The sequence below is a fragment of the Mesorhizobium sp. WSM4833 genome (assembly GCF_055811095.1).
The window spans coordinates 166,321-190,605 of the sequence record NZ_JBVVQG010000011.1 but is presented as its reverse complement, the minus strand read 5'-3'; the positions used below and the strand labels follow the sequence as shown (position 1 = coordinate 190,605).

Annotated in this window: 23 protein-coding genes; 9 read left to right on the top strand and 14 right to left on the bottom strand. The window is 63.6% G+C overall.

All coding sequences use genetic code 11. The features are described 5' to 3' along the window. Window positions 1–139: 139 nt before the first annotated feature. Complete coding sequence (gene leuA / locus AC0L2D_RS22810; RefSeq protein WP_032899463.1) at window positions 140–1,879, bottom strand: 2-isopropylmalate synthase; 1,740 nt, start codon at window positions 1,877–1,879, stop codon at window positions 140–142. Between the two features lie 826 nt (window positions 1,880–2,705). On the opposite strand from leuA, the gene AC0L2D_RS22805 reads away from it, so the two are divergent. Next, entirely contained in the window at window positions 2,706–3,872 is a 1,167-nt protein-coding gene (locus tag AC0L2D_RS22805; RefSeq protein WP_024504514.1) for an ATP-grasp domain-containing protein, read from the top strand. Between the two features lie 4 nt (window positions 3,873–3,876). Further along, window positions 3,877–4,653 (top strand): esterase family protein, encoded by a 777-nt coding sequence (locus AC0L2D_RS22800; protein WP_275952407.1) that lies wholly within the window; start codon window positions 3,877–3,879, stop codon window positions 4,651–4,653. A 23-nt stretch (window positions 4,654–4,676) separates the two neighbouring features. Here the strand turns inward: AC0L2D_RS22800 and AC0L2D_RS22795 are convergent, their stop codons facing one another. Then, complete coding sequence (locus AC0L2D_RS22795; RefSeq protein ID WP_064994765.1) at window positions 4,677–6,212, bottom strand: MFS transporter; 1,536 nt, start codon at window positions 6,210–6,212, stop codon at window positions 4,677–4,679. A gap of 147 nt (window positions 6,213–6,359) precedes the next feature. Here AC0L2D_RS22795 and AC0L2D_RS22790 point away from each other — a divergent pair, with 147 nt between their 5' ends. Both AC0L2D_RS22790 and AC0L2D_RS22785 read left to right on the top strand, forming a co-directional pair. Then, window positions 6,360–7,244 (top strand): LysR family transcriptional regulator, encoded by an 885-nt coding sequence (locus tag AC0L2D_RS22790; protein ID WP_013529929.1) that lies wholly within the window; start codon window positions 6,360–6,362, stop codon window positions 7,242–7,244. 125 nt (window positions 7,245–7,369) lie between these two features. Next, window positions 7,370–8,449, top strand: a complete 1,080-nt coding sequence (locus tag AC0L2D_RS22785; protein ID WP_275952408.1) for a siderophore-interacting protein — start codon at window positions 7,370–7,372, stop codon at window positions 8,447–8,449. A 7-nt stretch (window positions 8,450–8,456) separates the two neighbouring features. Here the strand turns inward: AC0L2D_RS22785 and AC0L2D_RS22780 are convergent, their stop codons facing one another. From AC0L2D_RS22780 to AC0L2D_RS22760, 5 genes are all read right to left on the bottom strand, one after another. Then, the gene (locus AC0L2D_RS22780; RefSeq protein WP_473542489.1) at window positions 8,457–9,560 is read right to left on the bottom strand and encodes an AbrB family transcriptional regulator; all 1,104 of its coding nucleotides are present in this window, start codon (window positions 9,558–9,560) and stop codon (window positions 8,457–8,459) included. A gap of 91 nt (window positions 9,561–9,651) precedes the next feature. After that, complete coding sequence (locus AC0L2D_RS22775) at window positions 9,652–9,897, bottom strand: type II toxin-antitoxin system Phd/YefM family antitoxin (RefSeq protein WP_127368478.1); 246 nt, start codon at window positions 9,895–9,897, stop codon at window positions 9,652–9,654. Between the two features lie 28 nt (window positions 9,898–9,925). After that, window positions 9,926–10,234 carry a putative quinol monooxygenase gene (locus tag AC0L2D_RS22770; protein ID WP_013529933.1) on the bottom strand — a complete coding sequence of 103 codons (309 nt, stop codon included), beginning with the start codon at window positions 10,232–10,234 and terminating at the stop codon, window positions 9,926–9,928. Window positions 10,235–10,297: 63 nt separating this feature from the next. Continuing rightward, window positions 10,298–11,077, bottom strand: coding sequence for an SDR family NAD(P)-dependent oxidoreductase (locus AC0L2D_RS22765; protein ID WP_013529934.1), 780 nt, complete (start codon window positions 11,075–11,077; stop codon window positions 10,298–10,300). A 125-nt stretch (window positions 11,078–11,202) separates the two neighbouring features. Beyond that, window positions 11,203–11,640 (bottom strand): DsrE family protein, encoded by a 438-nt coding sequence (locus tag AC0L2D_RS22760; RefSeq protein ID WP_013529935.1) that lies wholly within the window; start codon window positions 11,638–11,640, stop codon window positions 11,203–11,205. Window positions 11,641–11,742: 102 nt separating this feature from the next. On the opposite strand from AC0L2D_RS22760, the gene AC0L2D_RS22755 reads away from it, so the two are divergent. Together AC0L2D_RS22755 and AC0L2D_RS22750 are read left to right on the top strand one after the other, a co-directional pair. Then, window positions 11,743–12,861: a hypothetical protein gene (locus AC0L2D_RS22755; RefSeq protein ID WP_473542486.1), complete on the top strand. Its 1,119-nt coding sequence runs from the start codon at window positions 11,743–11,745 to the stop codon at window positions 12,859–12,861. Between the two features lie 19 nt (window positions 12,862–12,880). Further along, window positions 12,881–13,087: an antitoxin gene (locus tag AC0L2D_RS22750; RefSeq protein ID WP_032808618.1), complete on the top strand. Its 207-nt coding sequence runs from the start codon at window positions 12,881–12,883 to the stop codon at window positions 13,085–13,087. 202 nt (window positions 13,088–13,289) lie between these two features. On the opposite strand, the gene AC0L2D_RS22745 is transcribed toward AC0L2D_RS22750, so the two are convergent. Together AC0L2D_RS22745 and AC0L2D_RS22740 are read right to left on the bottom strand one after the other, a co-directional pair. Beyond that, entirely contained in the window at window positions 13,290–14,237 is a 948-nt protein-coding gene (locus AC0L2D_RS22745) for a cation diffusion facilitator family transporter (protein ID WP_013529938.1), read from the bottom strand. A 5-nt stretch (window positions 14,238–14,242) separates the two neighbouring features. Next, window positions 14,243–16,432, bottom strand: a complete 2,190-nt coding sequence (locus tag AC0L2D_RS22740; protein WP_473542484.1) for an anthranilate synthase — start codon at window positions 16,430–16,432, stop codon at window positions 14,243–14,245. Between the two features lie 319 nt (window positions 16,433–16,751). Between AC0L2D_RS22740 and AC0L2D_RS22735 the strand changes: the two genes are divergently transcribed. Continuing rightward, a complete protein-coding gene (locus tag AC0L2D_RS22735) occupies window positions 16,752–17,522 on the top strand; it encodes an isocitrate lyase/PEP mutase family protein (RefSeq protein ID WP_024504525.1) in 771 nt (256 codons plus the stop codon). A 1-nt stretch (window position 17,523) separates the two neighbouring features. On the opposite strand, the gene AC0L2D_RS22730 is transcribed toward AC0L2D_RS22735, so the two are convergent. The 4 genes from AC0L2D_RS22730 to AC0L2D_RS22715 all read right to left on the bottom strand — a co-directional run bounded on the left by AC0L2D_RS22730 (window position 17,524) and on the right by AC0L2D_RS22715 (window position 21,799). Further along, complete coding sequence (locus AC0L2D_RS22730) at window positions 17,524–18,579, bottom strand: M14 family metallopeptidase (RefSeq protein WP_473542482.1); 1,056 nt, start codon at window positions 18,577–18,579, stop codon at window positions 17,524–17,526. An 86-nt stretch (window positions 18,580–18,665) separates the two neighbouring features. Further along, window positions 18,666–19,838 (bottom strand): MFS transporter, encoded by a 1,173-nt coding sequence (locus AC0L2D_RS22725; RefSeq protein ID WP_013529942.1) that lies wholly within the window; start codon window positions 19,836–19,838, stop codon window positions 18,666–18,668. Between the two features lie 126 nt (window positions 19,839–19,964). Next, window positions 19,965–21,341, bottom strand: a complete 1,377-nt coding sequence (locus AC0L2D_RS22720; protein ID WP_473542480.1) for an FAD-containing oxidoreductase — start codon at window positions 21,339–21,341, stop codon at window positions 19,965–19,967. Beyond that, on the bottom strand, window positions 21,338–21,799 hold the full coding sequence (locus AC0L2D_RS22715) for a membrane protein (RefSeq protein WP_027162181.1): 462 nt from the start codon (window positions 21,797–21,799) through the stop codon (window positions 21,338–21,340). Before AC0L2D_RS22715 ends, AC0L2D_RS22720 begins: the two co-directional genes overlap by 4 nt. Before the next feature lie 135 nt (window positions 21,800–21,934). Here AC0L2D_RS22715 and AC0L2D_RS22710 point away from each other — a divergent pair, with 135 nt between their 5' ends. Further along, complete coding sequence (locus tag AC0L2D_RS22710) at window positions 21,935–22,492, top strand: sugar O-acetyltransferase (RefSeq protein ID WP_027162180.1); 558 nt, start codon at window positions 21,935–21,937, stop codon at window positions 22,490–22,492. A 5-nt stretch (window positions 22,493–22,497) separates the two neighbouring features. Here the strand turns inward: AC0L2D_RS22710 and AC0L2D_RS22705 are convergent, their stop codons facing one another. After that, window positions 22,498–23,493, bottom strand: coding sequence for a GlxA family transcriptional regulator (locus AC0L2D_RS22705; RefSeq protein ID WP_024504530.1), 996 nt, complete (start codon window positions 23,491–23,493; stop codon window positions 22,498–22,500). 126 nt (window positions 23,494–23,619) lie between these two features. Between AC0L2D_RS22705 and AC0L2D_RS22700 the strand changes: the two genes are divergently transcribed. Beyond that, a complete protein-coding gene (locus AC0L2D_RS22700) occupies window positions 23,620–24,264 on the top strand; it encodes a cysteine hydrolase family protein (protein WP_473542477.1) in 645 nt (214 codons plus the stop codon). The last annotated feature ends 21 nt before the right edge of the window (window positions 24,265–24,285 follow it).

The following is a 24,285-nucleotide window of genomic DNA, read 5'->3' as shown; positions in this document are numbered from 1 at the left end:
AGGTCCCGCACCACCACACAAGTATACACCCCATTATGCGATCACGTACCCACCGGATAATTCCGCGGTGGTTAACGGCCCGAAAGGTCGGAACCGATCACCAGATTGGGACGGTTCCGATCTTTGTTCCCGTCGGGCGTCAGCCGGCTTTTTTGCCGACGATACGGTTGGCGGCGGACATCACTGCTTCCAGCGAGGCGGCGACGATGTTGGTGTTGATGCCTGCGCCGAACAGCTTGCCGCCGGGATATTCCATCTCGACATAGGAAATGGCCGACGCGTTCGAGCCGCGCTGCATCGAGTGTTCGGAATAGTCGAGCACCGACATCTCGACACCGAGATGACGTGACAGCGCATCGACGAAGCCGTCGATCGGGCCGGTGCCTGTGCCCGATATCGTCAGTTCCTTGCCGTTGTCGAGGATGACCGCCTCGACGACGCGCCGGCCCTTGATCTCGGTGCTGGGATAGGTGTGGTGATCGAGGAATTTCAGCCGCGCGCCGGGCTGGTCGACATAGGTCTCGAGAAAGCGCTCGTAGATGCGCCTGGCCGGCACTTCCTTGCCCTCGGCATCGGTGATCGCCTGGATTTCCTGGCTGAACTCGATCTGCAGGTTGCGCGGCAAATTGAGGCCGTAATCGGCCTGCAGCACATAGGCGATGCCGCCCTTGCCGGACTGCGAATTGATGCGGATGATGGCTTCGTAGCTGCGTCCGACATCGGCCGGGTCGATCGGCAGATAGGGCACTTCCCACAGGCTCGTATTGGCCTTCTTCAGCGCCTTCATGCCCTTGTTGATGGCATCCTGGTGCGAACCGGAAAAGGCGGTGTAGACGAGTTCGCCGACATAGGGGTGGCGCTCGGGGATCTTCAACTGGTTCGAATATTCATAGACGTCCTTCATCCGGTTGATGTCGGAGCAGTCGATCAACGGATCGACACCTTGCGTGTACATGTTCAGCGCCAGCGTGACGATGTCGACATTGCCGGTGCGCTCGCCATTGCCGAACAGCGTGCCTTCGACACGGTCGGCGCCGGCCATCAGGCCGAGCTCGGTGGTGGCGATGCCGGTGCCGCGGTCATTGTGCGGATGCAGCGAGACCAGCAGGTTCTCCCGGTTGTCGAGGTTGCGGCACATCCACTCGATGCGATCGGCATAGATGTTGGGTGTCGACATCTCGACCGTCGAGGGCAGGTTGATGATCAGCTTGTTGTCAGCGGTCGGCCTGACGATCTCGGTGACGGCGTTGCAGATCTCCAGCGCAACTTCCAGCTCGGTGCCGGTAAAGCTTTCCGGCGAATACTCGAAACGAAAGCCTCCGCCGGCCTTGGCCGCCATGTCGGTGATCATCTTGGCGGCGTCGGTGGCGATCCGCTTGATGCCGCCGACGTCCTTCTCGAAGACGACGCGACGCTGCAATTCGCTGGTCGAATTGTAGAAATGGACGATCGGGTTGGTGGCGCCCTTCAGCGCCTCGAAGGTGCGGGTGATCAGCTCCGGCCGGCACTGCACCAGCACCTGCAGCGAGACATCGGCGGGTACGTTGCCTTCCTCGATGCACCAGCGGGCAAAGTCGAAATCGGTCTGCGAGGCCGACGGGAAGCCGATCTCGATCTCCTTGAAGCCCATGTCGAGCAGCAGGCCGAACATGCGTGCCTTGCGCTCATGGCCCATAGGATCGATCAGCGCCTGGTTTCCGTCGCGCAGGTCGACCGAGCACCAGATCGGCGCCTTGTCGATAACCTTCGAGGGCCAGGTGCGATCGGTGAGACCGACGGTCGGATAGGGCTGATATTTGCGGGCTGCGTCGGGCATGCCTTTGGCCGAATCCGTGTCGGCTACCGCGGCATCGGAGCGGATCTCTTCTCGTGCGTTCATCGTCGTTTCTCCCGGCGGCTCATGGATCCACCTTCAGGTGGATTGATGGCGAGCGGCGCCTTTACCAGAATTTCGTTCGCTTGATGTGATTGCCAAGGAGCATGCGCTTGCGCGGCGGTTCGACCGCCGGGCGCTCCTTCAGCGAACCCGGCGATCGCCGATAAGGCCGAGAAGAAGCAGGGTCGAAGCCAGCGCGCGCACGGTCTCGCCGGAAAAACCGGTCGGACGGGAAGCGTTGCTGGCGCGCGTGTTCATGGCGGTTCTCTTACAGGAGCGGCTTGTGGGAGGCAAGTGGGCCGCGGGCCGTGTCGTAAGCACATGAGTTGTCCGGATTAGGTAGCACGTGAGTTGTCCGGTTTTATCGCCAGCGAATGGAGGCTGGGGGATGAAGCGGGCCGCAGGCCGTGCAGGACAACGAATCCGGGTTAACGGGCTTCGGAGCCTTTGCCGGCGCGTTGGCCGACGAAGCGTCAAACGAAAAACCCGCCTGTGCGGCGGGTCACTGGCGCAAATCAGCACCATGGATGAAAATGTACCTTAGCTGAGGGCAGGGAGTCAAGAAAAAATTCCTATCATTAAAAAACTTTCGGCACAAAAGCTGCCAACACCGCCGAACTGACTGCCGCCGCCAGGCCTTTGTTCAGCTGAGTTCGGCAGGCCGTGTCGTAAGCAGTCGTCCGGATTAGGCAGCAGATGAGTTGTCCGATTTGTCTGCCGGCTGGTTGAGACGGGCGGCACCCCGACGCGCGTGCTCTTCCCCAGGCGCGGCAAATGGGCCAGACTTGGGCGACGGGTTGCGATGTCCAGTCGCCGGGAGGGGTCGTCCATGAATTTCGTGTTCTTCTCGCCGCATTTTCCCGCCAATGGCGCGGATTTCTGCGACCGTTTGAAGAAGGCCGGGGCCAGGGTGCTCGGTATCGGCGACGCGCCCTATGACGCGCTCGACGCAAAGCTGAAGGCGGCGCTCAGCGAGTACTACCGTGTCGCCGACATGGAGGACTATGATCCGGTGTTCCGGGCAATGGGGCATTTCATCCACAAGTGGGGCCGCATCGACCGCTTCGAATCGCTCAACGAACACTGGCTGGAGCTGGAAGCCAACATCCGCACCGATTTCAACATCTACGGCACCAAGCTCGATTTCGTGAAGAACCTGAAGCGCAAGAGCCGCATGCGTGCCTTCTTCCGCAAGAGCGGCGTCGACACCATCGCGCAACGCAAATGTTCCGACCGCGCCGGGGCCATGACCTTTATCCGGCGCGTCGGCTATCCGGTGGTGGTCAAGCCCGACAGCGGTTCCGGCGCATCGAACACCTTCAAGATCTCCAACGCCAAGGAGCTCGACCAGTTCTTCCGGGACAAGCCCGAGGACGTGACCTTCGTCATGGAGCAGTTCATCGAGGGGCTGGTGGTGACCTATGACGGGCTGGTCAACCGCGACGGCGAGGTGGTGCTGGCGGCCAGCCACCGCTACGACCAGAGCGTCATGGAGGTGGTCAACAAGGACCGCCACATGAGCTATACCTGCTTTCCCAGGATCAACCCGGCGGTCGAGGAGGCCGGTCGAAAGATCCTGAAAGCATTCGACGTGCGTGAACGCTTCTTCCACATCGAGCTGTTCGAGACCAAGGACGACCGTGTCATCGCGCTGGAGGTCAACATGCGCCCGCCCGGCGCCTGGATGACCGATGCGATCAACTATACGTTCGACATCGATGTCTATGCGGCGTGGGCCGACATGGTGGTCAGGGATGCCGCCGGCGGCCCTTACGAGGGCAAATATTTCACCGCCTATGCCAGCCGCAAGCGACGCCTCCACTATTTGCACAGCCATGAGGACGTGCTAGCCGCGCACCGCGACAAGATCGTCCACCATCAGGCCATCGAAGAGGTTTTCAGCCGCGCCATGGGAAATTACGCCTACCAGATGCGCTCGAAAGACGAAGCAGCGCTGCGCGAAGCAGTCGCGTACATCCACGCGGAAAAGGCGTGAGGCGATGGACATTTCCTATCACAAGAATTTCTCGAGCCAGCTCGGCCGCGACATGGAATACAAGCGCTACGGCCATGCCGGCCGGCCGGTGGTGGTGTTTCCGACCTCGCAGGGCCGGTTCTACCAGTTCGAGGATTCCGGCGGGGTGGGCGCACTGGCCGAATTCATCGACACCGGCCGCATCCAGCTGTTCACGGTCGACGGCGTCGATTCGGAATCCTTCTTCGACAAGCATGCCGACGCGGCCCATCGCATTGCCCGCCACGAGGCCTATTTCCGCTATGTGCGCGAGGAAGCGCTGCCGGACTTCCTGTCCACGGCCGAGCAGGCCAATGGCGGGCGCAAGCTGAAGCCGCTGTTCTCGGGCTGTTCGATGGGCGGCTATCACTCCTCGAACTTCGTCTTCCGCTTTCCCGAACTCACCAGCGGCGTCATCGCGCTGTCGGGCGTCTATTCGGCGCGCGATTTTTTCGGCAGAGCGCTCGAGGGCGACATCTTCTACAACTCGCCACTCGACTATCTGCCCGGCATCGTCGATCCCAAACTGCTGGCCCGGCTGAAGACGCTCAGGCTGATCTTCTGCTGCGGGCAGGGCGCGTGGGAAGAGCGGATGCTGGTCGAGACGCGCAGGTTGGAACAGATCCTGCGCGACAAATCCATTCCCGCCTGGGTCGATTACTGGGGCGGCGATGTCAGCCACGACTGGCCGTGGTGGCACAAGCAACTGGTCTATTTCTTCGGCCGTTGGCTGGATGAGGACCTGATGCACAGGCTGGATTGATAGCGAGGCCCGTCCGCTGACGGCTACCCTTCCTGGCATGCCGGCAGGGCGGCGGTTTCGCGCTCCGAAGCCGATACGCGACGCAGGCCAAGGAAGACGACAAGGGCGGTGACGACGGTGATCGCCGCCAACACGATCAGCAGCCTGTCGAACGCCGTCTCGTAGGCCTGGACCAGAACAATGGCTCCGGCTTGGGGCAGATGTTGTGCTGCTTCGCCGAGATTGCCGGTCACCAGCAACTGGGCTGCCGCCGCTGCGTCCGTCGAAGATGCCATTCCTTGTGCGGCGAGCTGCGCGGCGGCAAAGCCGGAAAGCGTCGCCATGACGATCGCCAGCGCCACACCCTCGCAGGCGACGCGGGTGGTGTTGAAGATGCCGACCGCCATGCCGGCGCGCTCCCTCGGCACGACGCTGACCGCAAGCCCGTCCATCAATCCCCAGGGCAGAGCGATGCCGACGCCGATCAGCATCAGCGGCGCCATCAGCGCACTATCGACCGGTGGTGTCAGGCTCAGCCAGACAAGCCCGGCGGCAGCGACGAGCAGGCCGACGCCGCAGATGGTGGCCGGTGCGATCCAGCGCGCCAGCTGGCCGGCGAGCATCGGCAGGATCAGCAGCGGACCTGAGAGGCAGATCATCAATTGCCCGGCCTTGATCTCGTTCATCCCTTCGATGCCGATGAAACGGATCGGCAACAGGACGAGCAGGACGACGAAGGCGTAAGCGGGTGCCGCAGCCAGGAACTGGACGCCGACGAAGCGGGGGTAGGCAAACAGCGTGAGATCGAGCATCGGCCGTTGTGCTTGCCGCTCGACAACGACGAAGGCGACAAAACAGATGATAGAAGCGGCCAGAAGCGTGACGACGAGGGGATCAGCCCAGCCGCTCTGCGGCGCCTGGAGCACGCCATAGGTCAGCGACGCCAGCGCGATCGTGAAGGTGCCGGCTCCCGCCCAGTCGAGGCCCGTCGCATCCGGGTCGCGCGATTCCCTGATGGTGCGCAGGCCGAGCATGGCGGCGGCAATCGCGAGTGCCGCAACCAGAAGAAAGATCGACCGCCAGCCGAATGCGGAGATAAGCAGGCCCGACGCGATCGGGCCGAAGGCGAGGCCGATGCCGAAACTGGTGCCGAGAAAGCTGAAGGCGCGCAGCCGCAATGGCCCTTCGAATTCCTGGGCGAGTGCCGAGGCGCCGCCAGCGAAGGCGGCCGCACTGCCGATCCCCTGCACGGCCCGGAAGATGTCGAACCAGATGATGTCCGGCGCCAGCATCGCGCCCAGTGATGCCAGGATATAGAGGGAGAGGCCGACGAGGAAGAGGCGCTTGCGGCCGTGGTTGTCGGCCAGGGCGCCCGACGCCATTAGGGTGGCGCCGAAGGTCAGCATGAAGGCGTTGGTCACCCAGTTGAGCTCGATGGGACTGCCGCCGAGATCGGCCGCGATGCGCGACAGAGCGACGGCCGGACCGGTGAAGGTCAATGGCATCGTCATGGCGGCAAGGCACACGGACAAGAGCACGAGCCATCTCTCGGCAGAGCCGGTTGTGGTCCTGGAAGTCATGGATTTTCCTATCTGAAACAGCACTCGCCGGTGGGCCGCGCGATTGCGGAGCCGGTCGTGATGACAAGATAGGTCGTCGGCATTTCCGGAAAAATGGTGTTATATCTCCTGGTATATCGGACTGAAACGCTCGAATGGAATGACACGATGGATCGTCTCAACGGGCTCCTGGCCTTTGCCCGCACCGCCGAATTCGGCAATTTCGTCGCTGCCGGACGGGCGCTTGGCATCTCGGCTTCCGCTGTCGGCAAAAGTGTCGCCCGGCTCGAGCAGGAACTCGGCGTGCGGCTCCTGCAGCGCAGCACGCGGCGCATTGGCCTGACGGAAGAGGGCAAGCTGTTCAACGAGCGGGTGCGCCGCATCCTCGACGACATCGACGATGCCGAGGCGATGCTGTCGCGGACACGGGAAACACCGCGTGGGCGGCTGCGCATATCCACCCCGATCGTCACCTATCATCTGTTGCTGCCGGTGCTGTCGGAGTTCATGGCCCGCTATCCCGAGATCGAGCTCGATATCGATTTCAACGACCGGATCGTCGACGTCATCGACGAGGGCATCGATGTCGCGATCCGCAGCGGCGAGCTGCCTGATTCGCGCCTCGTGTCGAGACCCGTTGCGCCCTTCCGCATGCTGCTGTGCGCGGCGCCCTCCTACCTCGAGCGCCATGGCACACCCGGCGAGCCGGCGGATCTCATCAGGCATTTCGGCATAAACTTCCGCTTCCTCAACAGCGGCAGGCTGCTGGAGTGGCCGTTCATAACCGGAAGCGCTGAACCGCAGATCCGCTCGATGCTGACCTGCAACAACATGGAAGCATTGAAGGGCGCCACGATCGCCGGCCTCGGCATCGCCTGCATGCCGGATTTCCTGGTGCGTGAGGCGCTGCACGAAGACAGGCTGCGTACCGTTCTCGACGGTCATGTCGACGGCCGTGGCCAGTTCCGGATGCTGTGGCCTTCCAACCGCCATTTGTCGCCGAAGGTGCGCGTGTTCGTCGATTTCCTTCCCGATCGCCTTGCGGCGCGCTAGGCGTTCATCGCATAATATGACAGTGATAGTCATGTTTGTGTGGAAGCGATTGAGCGGCTGTGGCATGCCGCTGACCGCGGGGGCGCTGCGGCGCTTGCCCCGAACTGTTGCATAGGACTTGAATGATGGACCAATTGAGCGCGCAAACCCGGATCAGCGACGCGGCGATCAGGTCGGTGATGGACCGGCTGCGCGCCGAGCACAGCGAATTCGAGATCGACACCGGCGTCGCCGACCAATGGGAGCTTCGCCTCTATTATGGTTCGTTGAGCGCCACGCTCGATGATGAAAGCGTACTGATCCGCGTCGCGGCGTCCGACGAAACCTGCCTGTCCTACATGAAGATGACGGTTGCCGGCCATGTCGCCGAACATCTCGGCACGACCAGGGGCATCCATTGGCAAGGCGACGGCATTGACGCCGGCATGCCGGTCTTCTTCCGCGAGATCACGGTGATGTCGTCGACGCGGATCTCGGCGCATATGCAGCGTCTGCGCTTCGCCGGTAAGGATCTCGGCCGGTTTAGCCATGGCGGCCTGCACATACGGCTGCTGCTGCCGCCGGCTGGCCGCCAGCCGCTCTGGCCGTCGATCGGTGCCGATGGCTTGATTGTCTGGCCTTCGGGCGACGATGCGCTTGCCGTGCGGGTCTACACGATCCGGGCGCTGGATGCCGCAAGCGGCTGGCTCGATGTCGATTTCGTGCTGCACCCCGGCCAGGAGACGCCCGCCGCCAGCTTCGCGCAAAATGCACAGGCGGGAGATGTCATCGGCATGATCGGACCCGGTGGCGGCGACGCTCCGGTGGCGCAGACCTTGCTTCTGCTCGGCGACGACACAGCACTTCCCGCCATAGGCAGGATTCTGGAAGATCTGCCGCCGTCAACACGCGCTGAGGCGCTGATCGAGATCGATGGGCCGGACGACCGGATGGCGCTGGCGCAAGGGGATAATATCGACATCACCTGGCTTTACCGGCACGGCCGCGAGGCCGGCACCGCGGGCCTGTTGTCGACCGCCTTGCGTGAGCGCAATCAGATGGCGCTTGCCGACGGCCTGTACGTCTGGGCCAGTTGCGAATTCGGTGACTTCCGGGAGATCCGCAAGATCGTGCGTAAACAGTGGGGCCTGCCGCGCGACCGCCACCTGGTTACGGCCTACTGGCGCCGGGACGCGCACAGCGTGGGCGAGGGCGGCGAGGACTAGCCGCTGCCTATTGCCTGACGCTTCTCGCCACCAGCCGCGCCACGCTCGGGCCGATCAGCAGCACGATCAGGAAGCGTGCTGATTGCAGGGCCATGACGAAAGAGATGTCGACGTTCTGCGCTGCTGCAGCGATGATGGCGATGCTGTCCATGCCGCCGGGGCTGGTCGCCAGATAGGCGGTCAGCGGATCGATGCCCAGGAGATGGCTGATCATGAAGGCAAGGCCGCCGCAAAAGGCGATCAAGGCCACGATCGAGGCGATGATCTGCGGCAAGGCGCGCGCCGCATGGCGCAGGATCGCCCTTGTGAAGTTCAGGCCGATCGACCAGCCGACCATGGCGTAGCTGACGGCCAGCAGCCATTGCGGCAATTGCATTTCCACGCCCAAGCCGAGATGGACGACGGTGCCGAAGATGAAGGTGCCGAGGAAGAAGGGCGAGGGCAGTCGGCACAACTTTCCCGCCAGGCCGCCTACGACCGCGATGCCGATGGTGGCGGCGAAGGCTTGGGCATCGATCGGCGGAAACCAGACGATGGCGGGGATTTCGACCTCAGACGTGTCGACCCACATCTTGGCAACGAGTGCCGCCGTCATCGAGACGAAGATGACGCGCAGATATTGCATGAAAGCGACGAGCCGCTGATCGGCGCCGAAGGCACCCGCCATCAGCACCATGGCGGTGGCCGCACCCGGCGACGAGCCCCAGACGGCGGTGGTGCCGGGGAGGATGCGCCAGCGGCTGATCAGCCAGCCGAGCAGGCTGGAGGCCGTGACGGTGGCCACCACGACGCCAAGAAACAGCGGCCATTCCTTGTAGAAGACCGGAAAGATGTCGGCCGAGATCGACGCCGCGACGAGGCAGCCGACGATCGCCTGGGCGGCGCCGAACAGAAGACGCGGCACGCGCACCGTGGCGCCATTGGTGCCGGCGACGATGGCGGCCAGCATCGGCCCGATCAGCAGCGCCGCCGGCAGGGCGGCGAGTTCCAGCGCGCCGGCAAACAGCAAGGAAACAACCAGCAGGGCAAGCCACTGCCAGAGCTTGCGCATCCGCGCCATGCGCTCGAGTGTGGGCAGGTCCGGGGAGGGCTGCTCGGCCGAGGAATCCATGTTTCGCTCTTAGACCCGCAGGGCGAAAAATGCGAACCGCGATTCACAGAAAAATGATTGTTTCACCCGCCCAGGTGTCGAGTAACAGGTCTCACAAGCCGGCGTTGAACCGTTGCTCGATCTCATTGCGACCCGTGCGGTCGAAATCGTCGGGGACGGAAAACTGGCCGGCCATAAAACCGACCCGTCGCGCCTGCAGCGCCGGCTGTTCGATCGGCACGATTCTGGCCAACGGCTTGCCGGCTTTGGCAATAACAAACGACTCGCCTTGGGCTGCACGTCTCACAAGGCGCGACAGATGAGCTTTCGCATCGCGAATGTTTACTGTCTGCGTCAAAGATTGCTCCTCAAAATTGGCATCGAACTCACCCCGTCTTGCTGTCGGCCAGGCCGAAGCCGCCGACGGGGTGGGTCTCGACCTGGAATTCGAAGCCGGCGATGAACGGCCGCGCCTTGGCGATCGCCGCCTGGACTTCGGGAAGCTGCAGCGAGGCCTTGTGGCTTTCGGCGTCGGTCCACACTTCGGTGACCCAGATCGCGTCGGCGTCCGCGGGATCGCGGGCGATGATATAGCTCAGGCAGCCCGGCAGGGCGCCGGTGCTGGCGCGCAGGAGGTCCATGACCGCGTCGCGCTGGCCGCGCGACGCCCGCATCTTGCCGATCAGTCCGTACATTCCGTTGTCTCCCTTTGAGGTTTTCGACAAGAGCGTGCAGATCGCCAGTATGCCGATAGCCGTTCAAGGCATCAACTGGCCGCCATTCACCTCGATCACCTGGCCGGTGATGTAGCCGCTGAGAAGGTCGGAAGAGAGGAACAGATAGGCGCCGACGCAATCCTGCGCCGTGCCCGCGCGTCCCTGCGGAATGGTGGCGACCATGCCCTTGATCTGCTCGTCGGTCGAATAGCGCTCGTGGAACGGGGTGAGAATTGTGCCGGGCGCCACCGCGTTGACGCGGATGCCGAAGCCGATCAGCTCCTTGGCCATGCCACGCGTCACATTGGAGACGAAGGCCTTGGCCGAGCCGTAAAGCCCGGCGCCGCCGCCCGCACCATTGCGGGCGGCGATCGAGGAGGTGTTGACGATGAAGCCGCCCTGTTTCTTCAGCCACGGGATCGCCTTGCGCGAAGCAGTCAGCACCGAACGGGCGTTGAGGTCCATCACCGCATCGTAGTGCGCCTCGGTCTGCTCGGCATAGGGGATGCGGCCGAGCATGCCGCCGGCATTGTTGACCAGCCCGTCGAGGCGGCCGAAATATTGCGCACTGTCCTCGACGACGCGCTCGACATCGGCGGCAACGGAGAAATCGCCCTGGACGAGAAACACCTCGCCGCCCTTGTCGGCAATCGTCAGGCCGAGCTTCTCGGCGGCGTCGCGGCTCGAGTTATAATGCAGCGCCACCTTGCATTTCTGCGCTGCATAGGCCAGCGCGAGCGCCGCCCCGATGCCGGTCGATGCACCGGTAACCAGCACTGCCTTGCCGGCAAGATCGGGTATGCTGAGTGTGGTGGCTGGCACGGTTCTTCCTCCGGGATGTCTGCCTGCCCTTCGTAGGCCCTTGCCACCCCGGTGTTCAAGCCTTGGAGCAATTCAAGGAAAAGTGTGAGCGCTTTGCCCGGGGGATTTGCGTCAAACAAACCGCTCTACGGACGCAGATAGGCGTAACCCTGGCCTTGCAGTTCGGCGAGTTTGACGACGCCGCCCTTGTCGGCGGCATGAAATCCGGCGAGCAGGTCGGGGAGTGTGATGTCCATGCCGTGCATGGTGTTGGCGCAGGCGTGGGGTTCCAGTCCCTGCTGCACCAGGCCGGCGAAGCGCCCGGAAATCGCGGCCGATATGCCTTTCGACTTGAAGGCCGCGAGCGCGGGACCATGCACGACCAGCACGATGTCGACCTTGCCGCCGGTGCCTTCATAATGGTTCTTGATGTTGCCGAGCACGAAATTGACCTTGTCGGTGTCGCTCAAGTGGTAGGCGACTTTTTGCCTTGTGGGCTCGGTGGCGGCTGCCTGTGCTGCCCGCAGACCGAGAAGCGTTCCGGTTCCGGCAAGAACCGTGCGGAACATATCGCGCCTGCGCATGGCATCCTCCTCCGCTTGGCGGCTGACCGCGAATTGCGTGACTCCAGCCGCAATACTAGCATAAATTGCCGTTGCGTCCTTTCGATGCGGAGGAGAGGTCACATGGCGTTGAAGGAATGGGCGTTTGGGTTGGGGGAATGGAAGACGGTTGCCGGCGCCGGGTTTGGCGCCGTGCTGCTCGGCGCGCTTGCCGGATCGGCCTCCGCCGACGATGCGCTGAAGCTCACCGAACTCAGTCCGAACGGCGCTGACGCCTGTTTCGGCCGCGTCTATGATGCGGGGCATCTCAAGGCGCACCCGAAGCAGAAGGTGGGGCGGATCTTCTTCTACTACGGCCATGATCCGGTCAGCCGGCCGAACGAGGAGCCGACCGGGAATTCCGACACGTCCTACAATGCCTTCATCGCCACCACCGTGCGCGGCGCCAAGTCGCCTGAATGGGCCGGCGGCTGGTGCAATCATGCTTCCGAGGACGGCAAGACGGGCCCGGTCCATTGCGGCATGGAATGCGACCGGACGCTTGCGTCGCTGAAGGTCGATGACAAGGGTCGGCTGTTCCTCTCGGATCTGCAGCCCGACATCTATCTCGATGCCGGATCAGAAGAGGAGCTTGGCGCAGCGGAATATGACAGGCAGGCGCTCGGCTCGGAGGATGACAATTTCCGCCTCGACCCGATGCCGGCAGCGACCTGCCAGGCGGAGTTCGCGCGCATCGATCCAGTCGCCGCTGCGCTCGGAGCTCCGTTGCGCGAGCGGCTGAAGCCGGACCAGGCGTTCTGCTACGGGCGCGACTACGATGCAGCGCATCTCGGCTCGCACCCCGATCAACTCACCCAGTCGATCCGGGTTTTCCGCGGCAAGGTAGAACTGGCGTCCTTCGCCTCGGGCGGTGACACCGCCAATTGGCCAGACGGCGCCGACATTGCCGTTACCGTCACCACACGGCAGAAATCGGCTAAGGTGACGCAGACCTATTCCTGCCAGGGCGAAGCCGACCAGTGGCGCTGCGCGGCCGGCACGAAGATGAGCGATTTCTCCTGCGACATCGCGCAGAAGGAGATTTTCCTCAAGCGTGGCGCCAACGGCACGATGATGCTGGCCAACCCAAACAGCGCGCTTGCAATCGTCGACCTGTGTTCGAAGGCGGACGCCGGAAAGACGAAATCCGACGACAAGGTCTATCGGCTGCAGCCGATGCCGCAATCGGCCTGCTCGCCTTGAGCTTCAATGGAGGGCGCGAATGGATAAGGCAAAAGTCTTTTGGTCTGGCGGATCGCAAGCAGTACGCATGCCGAAGAAATACCGTTTCGATACCGGCGAGATTTCAATCCGTCGCGAGGGCCGAGCGGTCGTTCTCGAACCGCTTGCGCAGGATTGGGTCTGGCTCGACAGTTTGACCGGGCCACTTGACGACGATTTTGTTGAGGCAGCTTTGGAAGGCCGATAGAGACTGGCGGCGCAGACCATAGGATTCATGCGTGACATCTGAGCGCTGCTGCGGTGCAGAATTCTGTTCCGCTGCACTCTACGGACAAGGTCGCGGCATGGATCTTCGGGTCTCCGCGACGGAGCTTCGCTCCTGCTTCGCCCGTGGATGACGAAGTCGAGAAGCTTCGGTTAATTTTCCCAAGTCGCTACAGGAAATCGCCTCAGGCAAACGGCACGGCGGTTGTGCCCTTCGGCAGCTTGGCCTCGTCGTCGGGCTCGACATGGATGGTGACGCGCACCGAGGGGATTTCGGCTTTCAGCGCGTCCTCGATGCGGTCGCAGATGACATGGCTGGCGCCGACCGACATGTCTGCGTCGACGACCAGATGAAACTCGATGAAGGTGGCGCGGCCGGCGATGCGCGTCTTGAGGTCGTGCACCTCGAGCGCGCCCTTGCAATTGGCCGAGATGACGTCACGGATGCGCATGTGTTCCTGGGTGTCGACGGCGCGGTCCATCAGGCCGTTCATCGACGAGCCTATGACATGCCAGCCCTGCCACAGGATGTTCAAAGCCACGAGGACGGCAAGTGCGGGGTCAAGGATCTGCCAACCGGTCAGGATCGCCCCGACCAGGCCGCCGAAGACCCCGATCGAGGTCACCACGTCGGTCATGATGTGGTTGCCGTCGGCGACCAGTGCCGGTGATTTCTCCGCCCTGCCGGCGCGGATCAGCGTCCAGGCCCAGAAGGCGTTGATAATCGTGGCAACGCCGTTGACCGCAAGACCTTCCCAAGGCTGTTCCAAGGGTGACGGAGTCTGCCAGGAGCGCCAGACCTCGTTGAGGATCAATAGCGCGGCAAGCACGATCAACACGCCTTCCAGCACTGCCGAGAAATACTCGGCCTTGTGATGGCCGAAGGGATGATCCTGGTCGGCCGGCTTGTGGCTGATCTGGATCGCCCAGAAGGCGGCGACCGAGGCGATGACGTTGACGATCGATTCCAGTGCGTCCGAATAGAGTGCGACTGAGCCGGTGACGTACCAGGCGGCAGCTTTCAGCGCGAGCACGACAAAGGCGACGATAATCGACCAGAAGGCGAGGTTCGCGACCTTGCGCTTCGCGGCCGCCTTGGCCGCGATCGCCATCGTGTTCTCGGCTTCGGCCATGATCGTCAGGCGGCCTTTTCCTTGGCCTTGCGCGGCAGGTGGGCGACGATGTTCTCGATGATGCGCATGCCGGCATTGTGCCCGAGCGTCATGATCGATTCCGGGTGGAATTGCACTGCGGCGATCGGCTCCTTGCGGTGCTCGAAGGCCATGATGACGCCGTCCTCGGTCTCGGCCGTGACGATGAAATCGTCGGGCAGCCGCACCGGATCGGCAAAGATCGAGTGGTAGCGGCCGACGGTGACTTCCTTGGGCAGGCCCGAGAAGATGATGCCGGGCTTGGAGACGCGGATGCGCGACGGCTTGCCGTGCATCGGTATGTGCAGCTGCCGCAGTTCGCCGCCATAGGCCTCGGCCAATGCCTGCAGGCCAAGGCAGACGCCGAAGATCGGCAGTTCGCGGGCGCGCGCCTTCTTGATGGTTGCGGCGCAATCGAAGTCCTTCGGCGTGCCGGGGCCGGGCGATAGCACGACGAGGTCGGGTTTCAGCCGGTCGAAGACTTCCTCAGGCACCGGCGAGCGAACGGTCGAGACGTTGGCGCCGGTCTGGCGAAAATAATTGGCCAGCGTGTGGACGAAACTGTCCTCGTGGTCGACCAGCAGGATGTTGACGCCGTCGCCGACGCGCGCGGTGGTGCGCTCGGTGCTGGCGGAATTGCCTGTCTTGGCGTCGCGGATGGCGGAGAGCATGGCGGATGCCTTCAGTTCGGTTTCGGCTTCTTCTTCCTCGGGAATGCTGTCGAACAGCAATGTGGCGCCGGCGCGCACTTCGGCAATGCCGTCCTTGATACGGATGGTGCGGAGCGTCAGGCCGGTGTTCATGTCGCCGTTGAAATTGACCATGCCGATCGCGCCGCCATACCAGGCGCGCGGGCTCTTCTCGTTCTGCTCGATAAAGCGCATGGCCCATAGCTTCGGCGCGCCGGTGACGGTGACCGCCCAGGCATGCGACAGGAAGGCATCGAAGGCATCCATGCCTTCGCGCAGCCTGCCTTCGATGTGGTCGACCGTATGGATCAGGCGCGAATACATCTCGATCTGGCGCCGGCCGATAACGCGCACCGAACCCGGCTCGCAGACCCGCGACTTGTCGTTGCGGTCGACGTCCGAGCACATGGTCAGCTCGGATTCGTCTTTCTTCGAGTTGAGCAGTTTCAGGATCTGCTCTGAGTCGGAAATTGCGTCGTCGCCGCGCTTGATGGTGCCCGAGATCGGGCAGGTCTCGACGCGGCGGCCGTTGACGCGCACGAACATTTCGGGCGAGGCGCCGATCAGATATTCACCTTCGCCCAGATTGATGAAGAAGGAATAGGGCGACGGATTGATGGCCTTCAGCTTGCGCGAAATCTCGGACGGCTGCGTCTCGCAGCGCTCGTAGAACATCTGGCCCGGCACGACCTCGAACAGGTCGCCGCGCTTGAACGAATCCATCGCCTTGCGCACCAGGTCGGCGTATTCGCCGGGTTCATGGTCGCCGCGCGGCGGGATGCGGTCGGGGCTCTTGAACGGCTCGGAGATTTCGTCGCGCGGCAGCCCTTCGGTCGAAAAACCCTCGCCGGCATAGTCGTAGCGGTCGGTCCATGCCTTGGCCGAATAATGGTCGACGACCAGGATCTCGTCAGGCAGGAACAGCACCAGGTCGCGCTGGCTTGGCTTGCGTTCGAGCTTGTAGTCTACCGGGTCGAACTGGAAGGCGAGATCGTAGCCGAAAGCGCCGTAGAGACCTAGATTGGCGTCTTCCTCGGTCTTGAACAGAGCGGTGATGGCGCGCAGCACCGTGAACACCGAAGGAACGCGGCTGCGCTCTTCTTCCGTGAAGACACGGCCGGGCTTGGCGACGTCGAGACGGATGAGCCTTTTCGATGTCTCGGCGATGGTGATATCGGCCAGGCTACCCAGCGCCTTGCCGATGACCGGCAACAACACCTCGCCACGGCCGTTGAGGGCCTCGACACGCATGGCGCGGCCGCGCGCGGAGATAACCAGAGGCGGGCCGATGATGGCGGTGTCCCAGCGCGTGTAGCGGCCGGGATATTCATAGTTTGAGGAAAACACCGCGCCGCGGCGCGAATTCAGGCCGTCGACGTAAGCGTCGATCGCGCCCGCATACGGCCGGTCGTGGCGCGCGCGGGTGATGGTGATGCCACCCGCGGTCACGAAACTTTCCGCGCCGTTTTCCAGAACCTTCATCGTCATTGCCGTCTCCATCAGCTTCTTGGGGCAACGGACCCGGGAATGGCTTGGAAAAAACAAATGGCCGCCCGGACTTTCCGTTGCGGCCACCTTCTCTATTCACGCGCACGTGTTCGAACAGGCCGCTGTCAGCAGGCCCACCACCAAATGGTCTTGATCGAACGCATGTTCATGGCGAAATCCATAGCTGCGAAAAGAAGGATGCGCAACAGGTTTGAAAGTCTGTTCGTTGGCCGCCGCTTCTCAGGCTCATGGCACATCGCCAGAGCCGACAGTGCCGCTTAGAGTGCTCATCCAACAGCAGGAAGACGGGAAAATAACCATGACCGAGCAGATCGAGCGCGCGCGGACGTTTCATTCCCTCCACGTCAAGGGCAACCCGGTCGTCCTCTACAATGCCTGGGATCCGGGTTCGGCCAAGATCATCGAGAAAGCGGGTGCCAAGGCGATCGCCACCGGAAGCTGGCCGGTCGCGGCCGCGTTCGGCTACGCCGATGGCGAGAAAATCCCGCTGGAACTGGCGCTCGACAACATCAAGCGCATCGTCGGGTCGGTCGACCTGCCGGTGACCATGGACCTCGAGGGCGGCTACGGCGTTGACCCGGAAATCGTCGCTCGCACGGTGACGTTGGCGCTGCGGGCCGGCGCTATCGGTTTCAATTTCGAGGATCAGATTGTCGGTGGCAGCGGCCTGCATGACATTTCCGTGCAGGCAAAGCGCATCGAAGCCGCGGCGGCGGCCGTCAAGGCTTCCGGCATACCGGCGTTCATCAACGCTCGAACCGACATCTTCCTCAAGGCGAAACCGGATGCGCATGATGACGTTCTGCTCGACCAGGCCATCGAGCGCGCACAGGCCTTCGAAAAAGCCGGCGCGCACGGCTTCTTTGCGCCGGGCCTTGGCGACGAAGGCCTGATCGAGACGCTCTGCAAGGCAATTGCGTTGCCGGTCAACATCATTGCGCTGGCGCATGTGCCGCCGCGCCAGCGGCTGGCGGAACTGGGTGTCGCCCGCATCAGTCACGGCCCGGTGCCTTACCGGCAGATGGCGGAATGGCTGGAGGCGAAGGCGCGACTGGCTATTTCGGGCTAAGTCAGTCCTCCAGCGTTCCCGATCGGGCATCAGTGCTCTTCCTGTCGCCGACCAGCTTCAGAAGATCTTCGCCGGCGCGGATGATGCGGCGCGAGCGGCGGGTCAGGATGATGCCGTCCTGCGGCGCGAACACTTCGGTGCGGCCATCGGCTTCACCCGGTGCATGGACGATGGTGGCGAGGCGCGCGCCCTTGGCGACGCGGTCGCCGGGCTTCACGTCATAGAGCACGGCACCGGCCCGTGGCGCCGGCATCATGTCGATGTTTTCCAATGGCGCCACGAAGCCGGTGAAAGGACCCGGCGCGGGCAGGGCGCTGTCGGCGATCACGCCGCGCGCCACCAGCAGCCGGTAGAGGCCGTCGGCGTCGGCGGCGGCCAAGGCACCGTCGACATCGAGGATGCCGCGATATTCGACGGTGGTGGCGACGCGACGGTCGAGCTTGGCCACATCGGCGGGGACGTTCTGATAGGGCATGATCGAGGCGCCCTCGAAGGTGCCGTCGGTGTCTTCGCTCCACAGCACGACCGCGTCGACGCCCATGGCCGCGGCGCAATCGGCCATATCAGGCCACAGGCTGGTGTGGACGTAGAGATAGGCGAGGCCCTCGTCATCGCAGTGCAGGTCGAGCACGATGTCGTGGCCGAGCGACAGCTGCACCAGCCGCGTCTTCAGCCGCTGGTCGACGCTGCCAAGGGTGGTGTCGGGCAAGAGCGCTGTGTCGGGCGCCGTTAGCAGCGGAAAGCCGCGGTTGAAATTGGTGCGCGTGCCGAGATGAAAGCGGCCCTGATGCTCGCCGAAATGATATTGCGCCCGGCCGATCGGGTTGGCCCAGGGCACGATGGTGAGGTTGCCCTTGATGCGGCCTTCGGCCTCCGCCCTGGCAAGCATCGGCATCAGCGCGTCGATGGCGACGACACCCGGCAACTCGCCGGCATGGAGTGCCGCCTGCAGATAGGCTGAAGGAGCAGCCTTGTCGGAACCAGTGAAGCGGAACAGCGGGAATTCGTAGGAAACCCCTTCGCTTTCGCCGGCGATGCGTTCGATCGATTTCTGCATGACTTCCTCCATCAGGAGCGAGAGACATGCGATTTGAAGGCGCCGATGTCGATTGGTCCAGCCTGCCGCGCTATGGGCGCAAGAGACTATTCAGCCGGAAGCGGGATGACCGGCGCGCGCCGGTCCAGCGCCTGCGACAGCACAGCGACGGTGACCGCCAAAAGAGCGAGTGCTGCGCCGACCAGCGGCAAATTGGCATAGGAAACACCGGCGGACAGGGCCACGCCGCCTATCCAGGCGCCGCTGGCATTGCCGATATTGAAGGCGCCCTGGTTCAGCGTGGCGGCAAGGTTCGGTCCCTCGGAGGCCGCCTCGACGACCCGGATCTGCAACGGCGGCACGACGACGAAGATGAGCAGGCCCCACAGGAAGACGATGCCGATGGCAACGCTGGCGATTGCGCCGAACTGCCTGAATCCAACGAAAAGCAGGGCCATCAGCAGCAGGGTGCCGATCACTGTCGGCATCAGTTTCCAGTCGGCCAGTCTGCCGCCGATGATGTTGCCGATGGTCATGCCCGCGCCGAACAGCAGCAGAACCCACGTGACTGCCGAGGTCGACAAGCCCGATACCTCGGTGAGGTAGGGTTTGATGTAGGTGAAGACGGTGAACAGGCTTGCGGAGGTCAGCGCCGCGATCAGCATGGCCAGCCAGACCTGCAGCTTGCCCAGCACGCGCAGCTCGCCGCGCAGGCCGCCACCGCTTGGCTCGGCGACATCGGACGGCACCAACCAGGCGATCGCTGCCACCGAGATCAGGCCGATACCGACCACGGCAACGAAGGTGGAGCGCCAGCCGAACGCTTCGCCAAGTGCGGTTCCGGCGGGAACACCCAGGATGTTGGACAGCGTCAGCCCGGCGAACATCAGCGCGATAGCGCTGGCGCGCTTGTTGCGCGGCACCAGGCTGGCGGCAACGACCGAGCCAATGCCGAAGAAGGCGCCGTGGCCGAAAGCGGTGAAGACGCGCGCGGCCATCAGCGTCCAGTAGTTGGGCGAGATGGCGCAAAACAGATTGCCGACGACGAACAGCACGGCCAGCCCGACCAGCACCGGCTTGCGCGGCAAATGCGCAGTGGCCATGGCGACGATCGGGGCGCCGAAGACGACGCCCAGCGCATATCCGGTAACCAGCAGGCCCGCCGCGGGGATCGACACGCCGAGGTCGGCGGCGACCTCAGGCAGCAAGCCCATGATGACGAATTCGGTGGTGCCGATGCAGAAGGACGCAATGGCAAGCGCAAGGATCGGCAAGGGCATGGTGCGTCCAGACTGAATCGGTTCAATTCCAGACTGCGCGAAGCACGCCGCCGTACGCAAGCTGCATTGCTGCATTGCAGCGATGCAGAAAAGGAAGAGCTTTAAAATGGGGTCTTCAACGGGCTGTCACGCCAGCGGCTTCAGCTCCTGGGCAATGGTGGGCAGCAACTCCGAAACATTGGGATGGATGTGCACGGCACGCGCCAGCGTGTCGACGGGCGCCTTGGCGTACATCAGGTCGAGCACACAATGGATAGCCTCGTCGCCGCCGGGGCCGAGCACCGAGCAGCCGAGGATCTCCCTGGTGTCGGCATCGACCAGGATTTTCATGAAACCCTGCGTCTCGCCCTTTTCGATAGCGCGGCCGACGCGGGTCATCGGCCGCTGGCCGACCAGCGCGCGACGGCCGGATTTCTTCACTGCGGCCTCGGTCATGCCGCAGCGGCCAAGCGGCGGGTCGATGTAGAGCGCATAGGCTTCGATCCGGTCGCTGACCCTCCGCGGATCGTTGTCGAGCAAATTGGCGGCGACGATCTCGTAGTCGTTGTAGGAGGTGTGGGTGAAGGCGCCCCTGCCGTTGCAGTCGCCCATCGCCCAGATGCCGGGCACGCTGGTGCGCAGCTGGTCGTCGACGGTGACAAAACCGCGCTTGTCGACCTCGACGCCGGTCCTTTCCAGGCCGAGATCGTCGGTGTTGGGCGTGCGCCCCAGCGCCAGCAGCACATGCGAGCCGACCGCCGGTGGCTTGCCGGCGGAGAAGGTCACGGCGATGTCGTCACCCTGTCTGGCGAAGGCAATGTCGTCGGCGCCGACATGGACCGCGATGCCTTCGTTTTCGAGGATCGACAGGATGGCGGCGGAGACATCCTCGTCCTCGCGGCCGGTCAGGCGCGGGCTCTTCTCGACGACGGTGACTTCCGCGCCGAAGCGGCGGAACATCTGAGCGAATTCGAGCGAGATGTAGCTGCCGCCGACGACGACGAGATGGCGCGGCAGCACATCGAGATCCATCATCGACGAGTTGGTCAGATAGTCGATGTCGTGGATGCCGGGAAGGTCGGGCACCGAGGCGCGGCCGCCGGTGTTGAGGAAGATCTTTTCGGCGGTCAGCAGATCGTCGCCGACGCGCACCGTGTTGGCGGATTCGAAACGCGCATGGCCGCGATAGAGGGTGCACTTGTCCATGCCGGCAATCCAGGTCTCGAGATTGCCGCGAGCGTCGTTTGTGACCTTGTCCTTGCGCGCCTTGATCACCTTGTAATCCACGCCGACCGGCCCGGAGAGCGTCACGCCATAGTCGGCGGCGCGGCGCGCCAGATGCGCGGCATAGGCGCTGGCGACCATGGTCTTGGTCGGCATGCAGCCGGTGTTGACGCAGGTGCCGCCGAACAGCTTGCGCTCGATCAGCGCGACGCTCATGCCGGCGGCCGTCAGCCGCCCGGCCAGCGGAGGGCCAGCCTGTCCGGCACCGATGATGATGGCGTCGAAGGTTTTCGTCGTCATGCCACCGCCGCTACGATCAGCAGGCCGCCGATGATCGCCACCGCGTCCTCGATAAAGGCGGCGGGCGGATCCTTGCCGAAGGCGGCCGCGAGCCGGCCGCGAGCTTCGGCGCCGCCCAGCGTGCCGATGACAGCGCCGATGGCCCCCGCGATCAGGCCGCCGATGGTGGCGCCGCCTGTCGCGCCGATCACCGCGCCTGTGAAGGCGCCCATGACGATGCGGGCGCCGAATTGCTGCGGCACTTTACGGCTCGGCGTCGACGGCAACTGGTCGGTGACCAACTCGACAATGGCCAGGATGGTGAAGATGCCGACAGCCGCCCAGTGGCTCATGAAGCTCGCCCAGGTGCCGGCAACCGTCAGCCAGCCGAGATAAGCGCCCCAGGCAATGGCGGCCGGCGCCGTCATGGCGCGAAGACCGGCAATGACGCCGATCAGAAGTGCCAGAATGTAGAGCATGGTCGATCCCCCTCGATCACGGGCCAAGATGGCCTTGAGTCACAGGCTACCATAGGTCCAATATTTGACCAGTACTGGCATCGGCGCTTTTGGCTGCACTTGTGCTTTGCAAGGACGTGAACTGGAGACCGCATCATGGCTGAGAGCGAGCGCGTGAAGATGGTGGCCGGCGAATGGTATACCTGCCTCGATGACGAACTGGAGTCGTTGCGGATGATAGCGCGCGATGCGGTGTTCGAGCACAACTTGCTGCCGCCTCGTCAACGCGGCAATCTCGGGCCGGGTCTGAAGGCACTGCTGGGAAGAGCCGGCGAGGGCGCCCGTATCGAGGCGCCGTTCCACTGCGCCTATGGCTTCAACATCTTTCTCGGCGACGGCGTCTTCCTCAATGCCGGCTGCACCATCCTCGACACGGCGAGCGTGCGCATCGGCAAGGCAACGCTGCTCGGCCCGAACGTGCAGATCTACTGCGCCGAGCACCACAAGGAGGCCAGTGGGCGGCAGGCCGGACTGGAGATCGCCCGACCGATCGAGATCGGCGCCAATGCCTGGATCGGCGGCTCAGCCGTCATCCTTGGCGGCGTCAGCATCGGTGAAGGCGCCATCGTCGGCGCCGGTGCGGTGGTGACGCGCGACGTGGCGGCGAACGCCACGGTGATCGGCAATCCGGCGCGGCCGGTCAAGCGGGGCTGAACAGGTCAGGACGACAGGACATACGTCATGCGCTCTTCCTGATCGCCTCGCCTGGAAAACTCGCGCCGGTATTGCGCCGGCGATGTCCTCAGTCTCGCGGCAAAATGCTGACGCAACGAGGTGGCGCTGCCGAAGCCGGCTTCGAAGGCGATCATGTCCATCGATTTCTCCGTCGCTTCCAGCAAACGCTGCGCCAGTTCGATCCGCTGGCTGGTCAGCCAATCGCCAAAGCTGGCGCCGATCGATTTCTGAAAGCGACGGGTAAAGGTGCGGCGGGTCAGGCCGGCGGCCTCGGCGACGCGGTCCAGGCTATGCGCCTCGCCAAGCGTCGCGCGAACCGCGTCGAGGGCCTGGGTGAAGCGGTCGGCGTCCGCGCTTCTTGCCACCGGATGCTCGATGAACTGTGCCTGGCCACCCTGCCGGTGCGGAGAAAGCACGATCTGGCGGGCGAGCCGGAGTGCTGCTTCCGCGCCATAGCGGGCGCGCACGATGTGGAGACAGCAGTCGAGGCCGGCGGCGACGCCGGCCGAGGTCACGACATCGCCATTGTCGACGTAGAGCACCGCGGCATCGACAGCGATGTCGGGATGGAGTGTTTGCAATTGTTCGCAATAGGCCCAGTGCGTCGCGGCACGTCGGCCCGAAAGCAGCCCGGCCGCTGCAATGGCGAAGGTGCCGAGGCACAGGCCGACAATCAAGGCGCCGCGTTGGTGCGCATGGCGCAGCGCTTCCATCAGCAGCGGCGATACCGGTTCGCTCAGATGATGCCAGCTCGGGATGATGACGATATCGGCGCCGTCGAGCCCTTCGAGCCCATGCGGCGCGGCAATTGTCAGCCCGGCTTCGGTATGGATCGGCCCGGCCTTGACCGCGCAGATGCGGAAGTCGAAGCGCGGCAGGCCAAGCGCCGTCCTGTCCTCGCCGAAGACCAGGCACGGTACGGAAAGATGGAACGGGCTGATGCCGTCGAAGGCGAGGACGGCAATGATCGGGTCGTTCATGGGTGCTTCCAGCGGTTGGATGCGGATTGTCCCAATTCTTTCGAATGATGTCAATCGGGTCACTTTCGGCTGTCTGGCAGCCCGCCTATCTTCCATCCATCGAATTCAAGCCGGAAAGGAAACACCATGTCTGACCCAGCCAACACCACGCCGCGCCGGGCGCTGATCGTCGTCGATGTGCAGAACGATTACGACGGCGGCAATCTCGCCATCCAGCATCCGCCGTTCCGCGACAGCGTCGTCAATGTGGCACGCGCCATGGATGCAGCGACTGCTGCCGGCATCAAGGTGGTGGTCGTCAAGCAGATGGCGCCCGAGACCTCGCCGATCTTTGCCAAGGGCAGTCACGGCGGCGAACTGCATCCCGAAATCGCCAGGCGCGAGCGCGACCATTATGTCGAAAAGAACCTGCCCTCCGCCTTCACCGGCACTGACCTGGAAAACTGGCTTCGCGCCAATGCCATCGATACGATCACGGTGGTCGGCTACATGACGCATAATTGTGACCTGTCGACCATTATCCACGCCGTGCATATGGGCTTTGCCATCGAGTTCCTGTCGGATGCGACCGGCTCGGTGCCTTACGCCAACAGCGCCGGCTACGCCTCGGCCGAGGAGATCCATCGCGTGGTCACGATCATCCTGCAGTCGCGCTTCGCCGCCGTGCTCAAGACCGCCGAATGGGTGGAGTGCCTGCAGACCGGCGCGCTGCCGGAGCGCGACACGATCTTCGGCTCCAACCAGCGGGCCCTGTCGCGCAGCGCAGCTTAGGGCTAGCCGAAAAAACCGAAA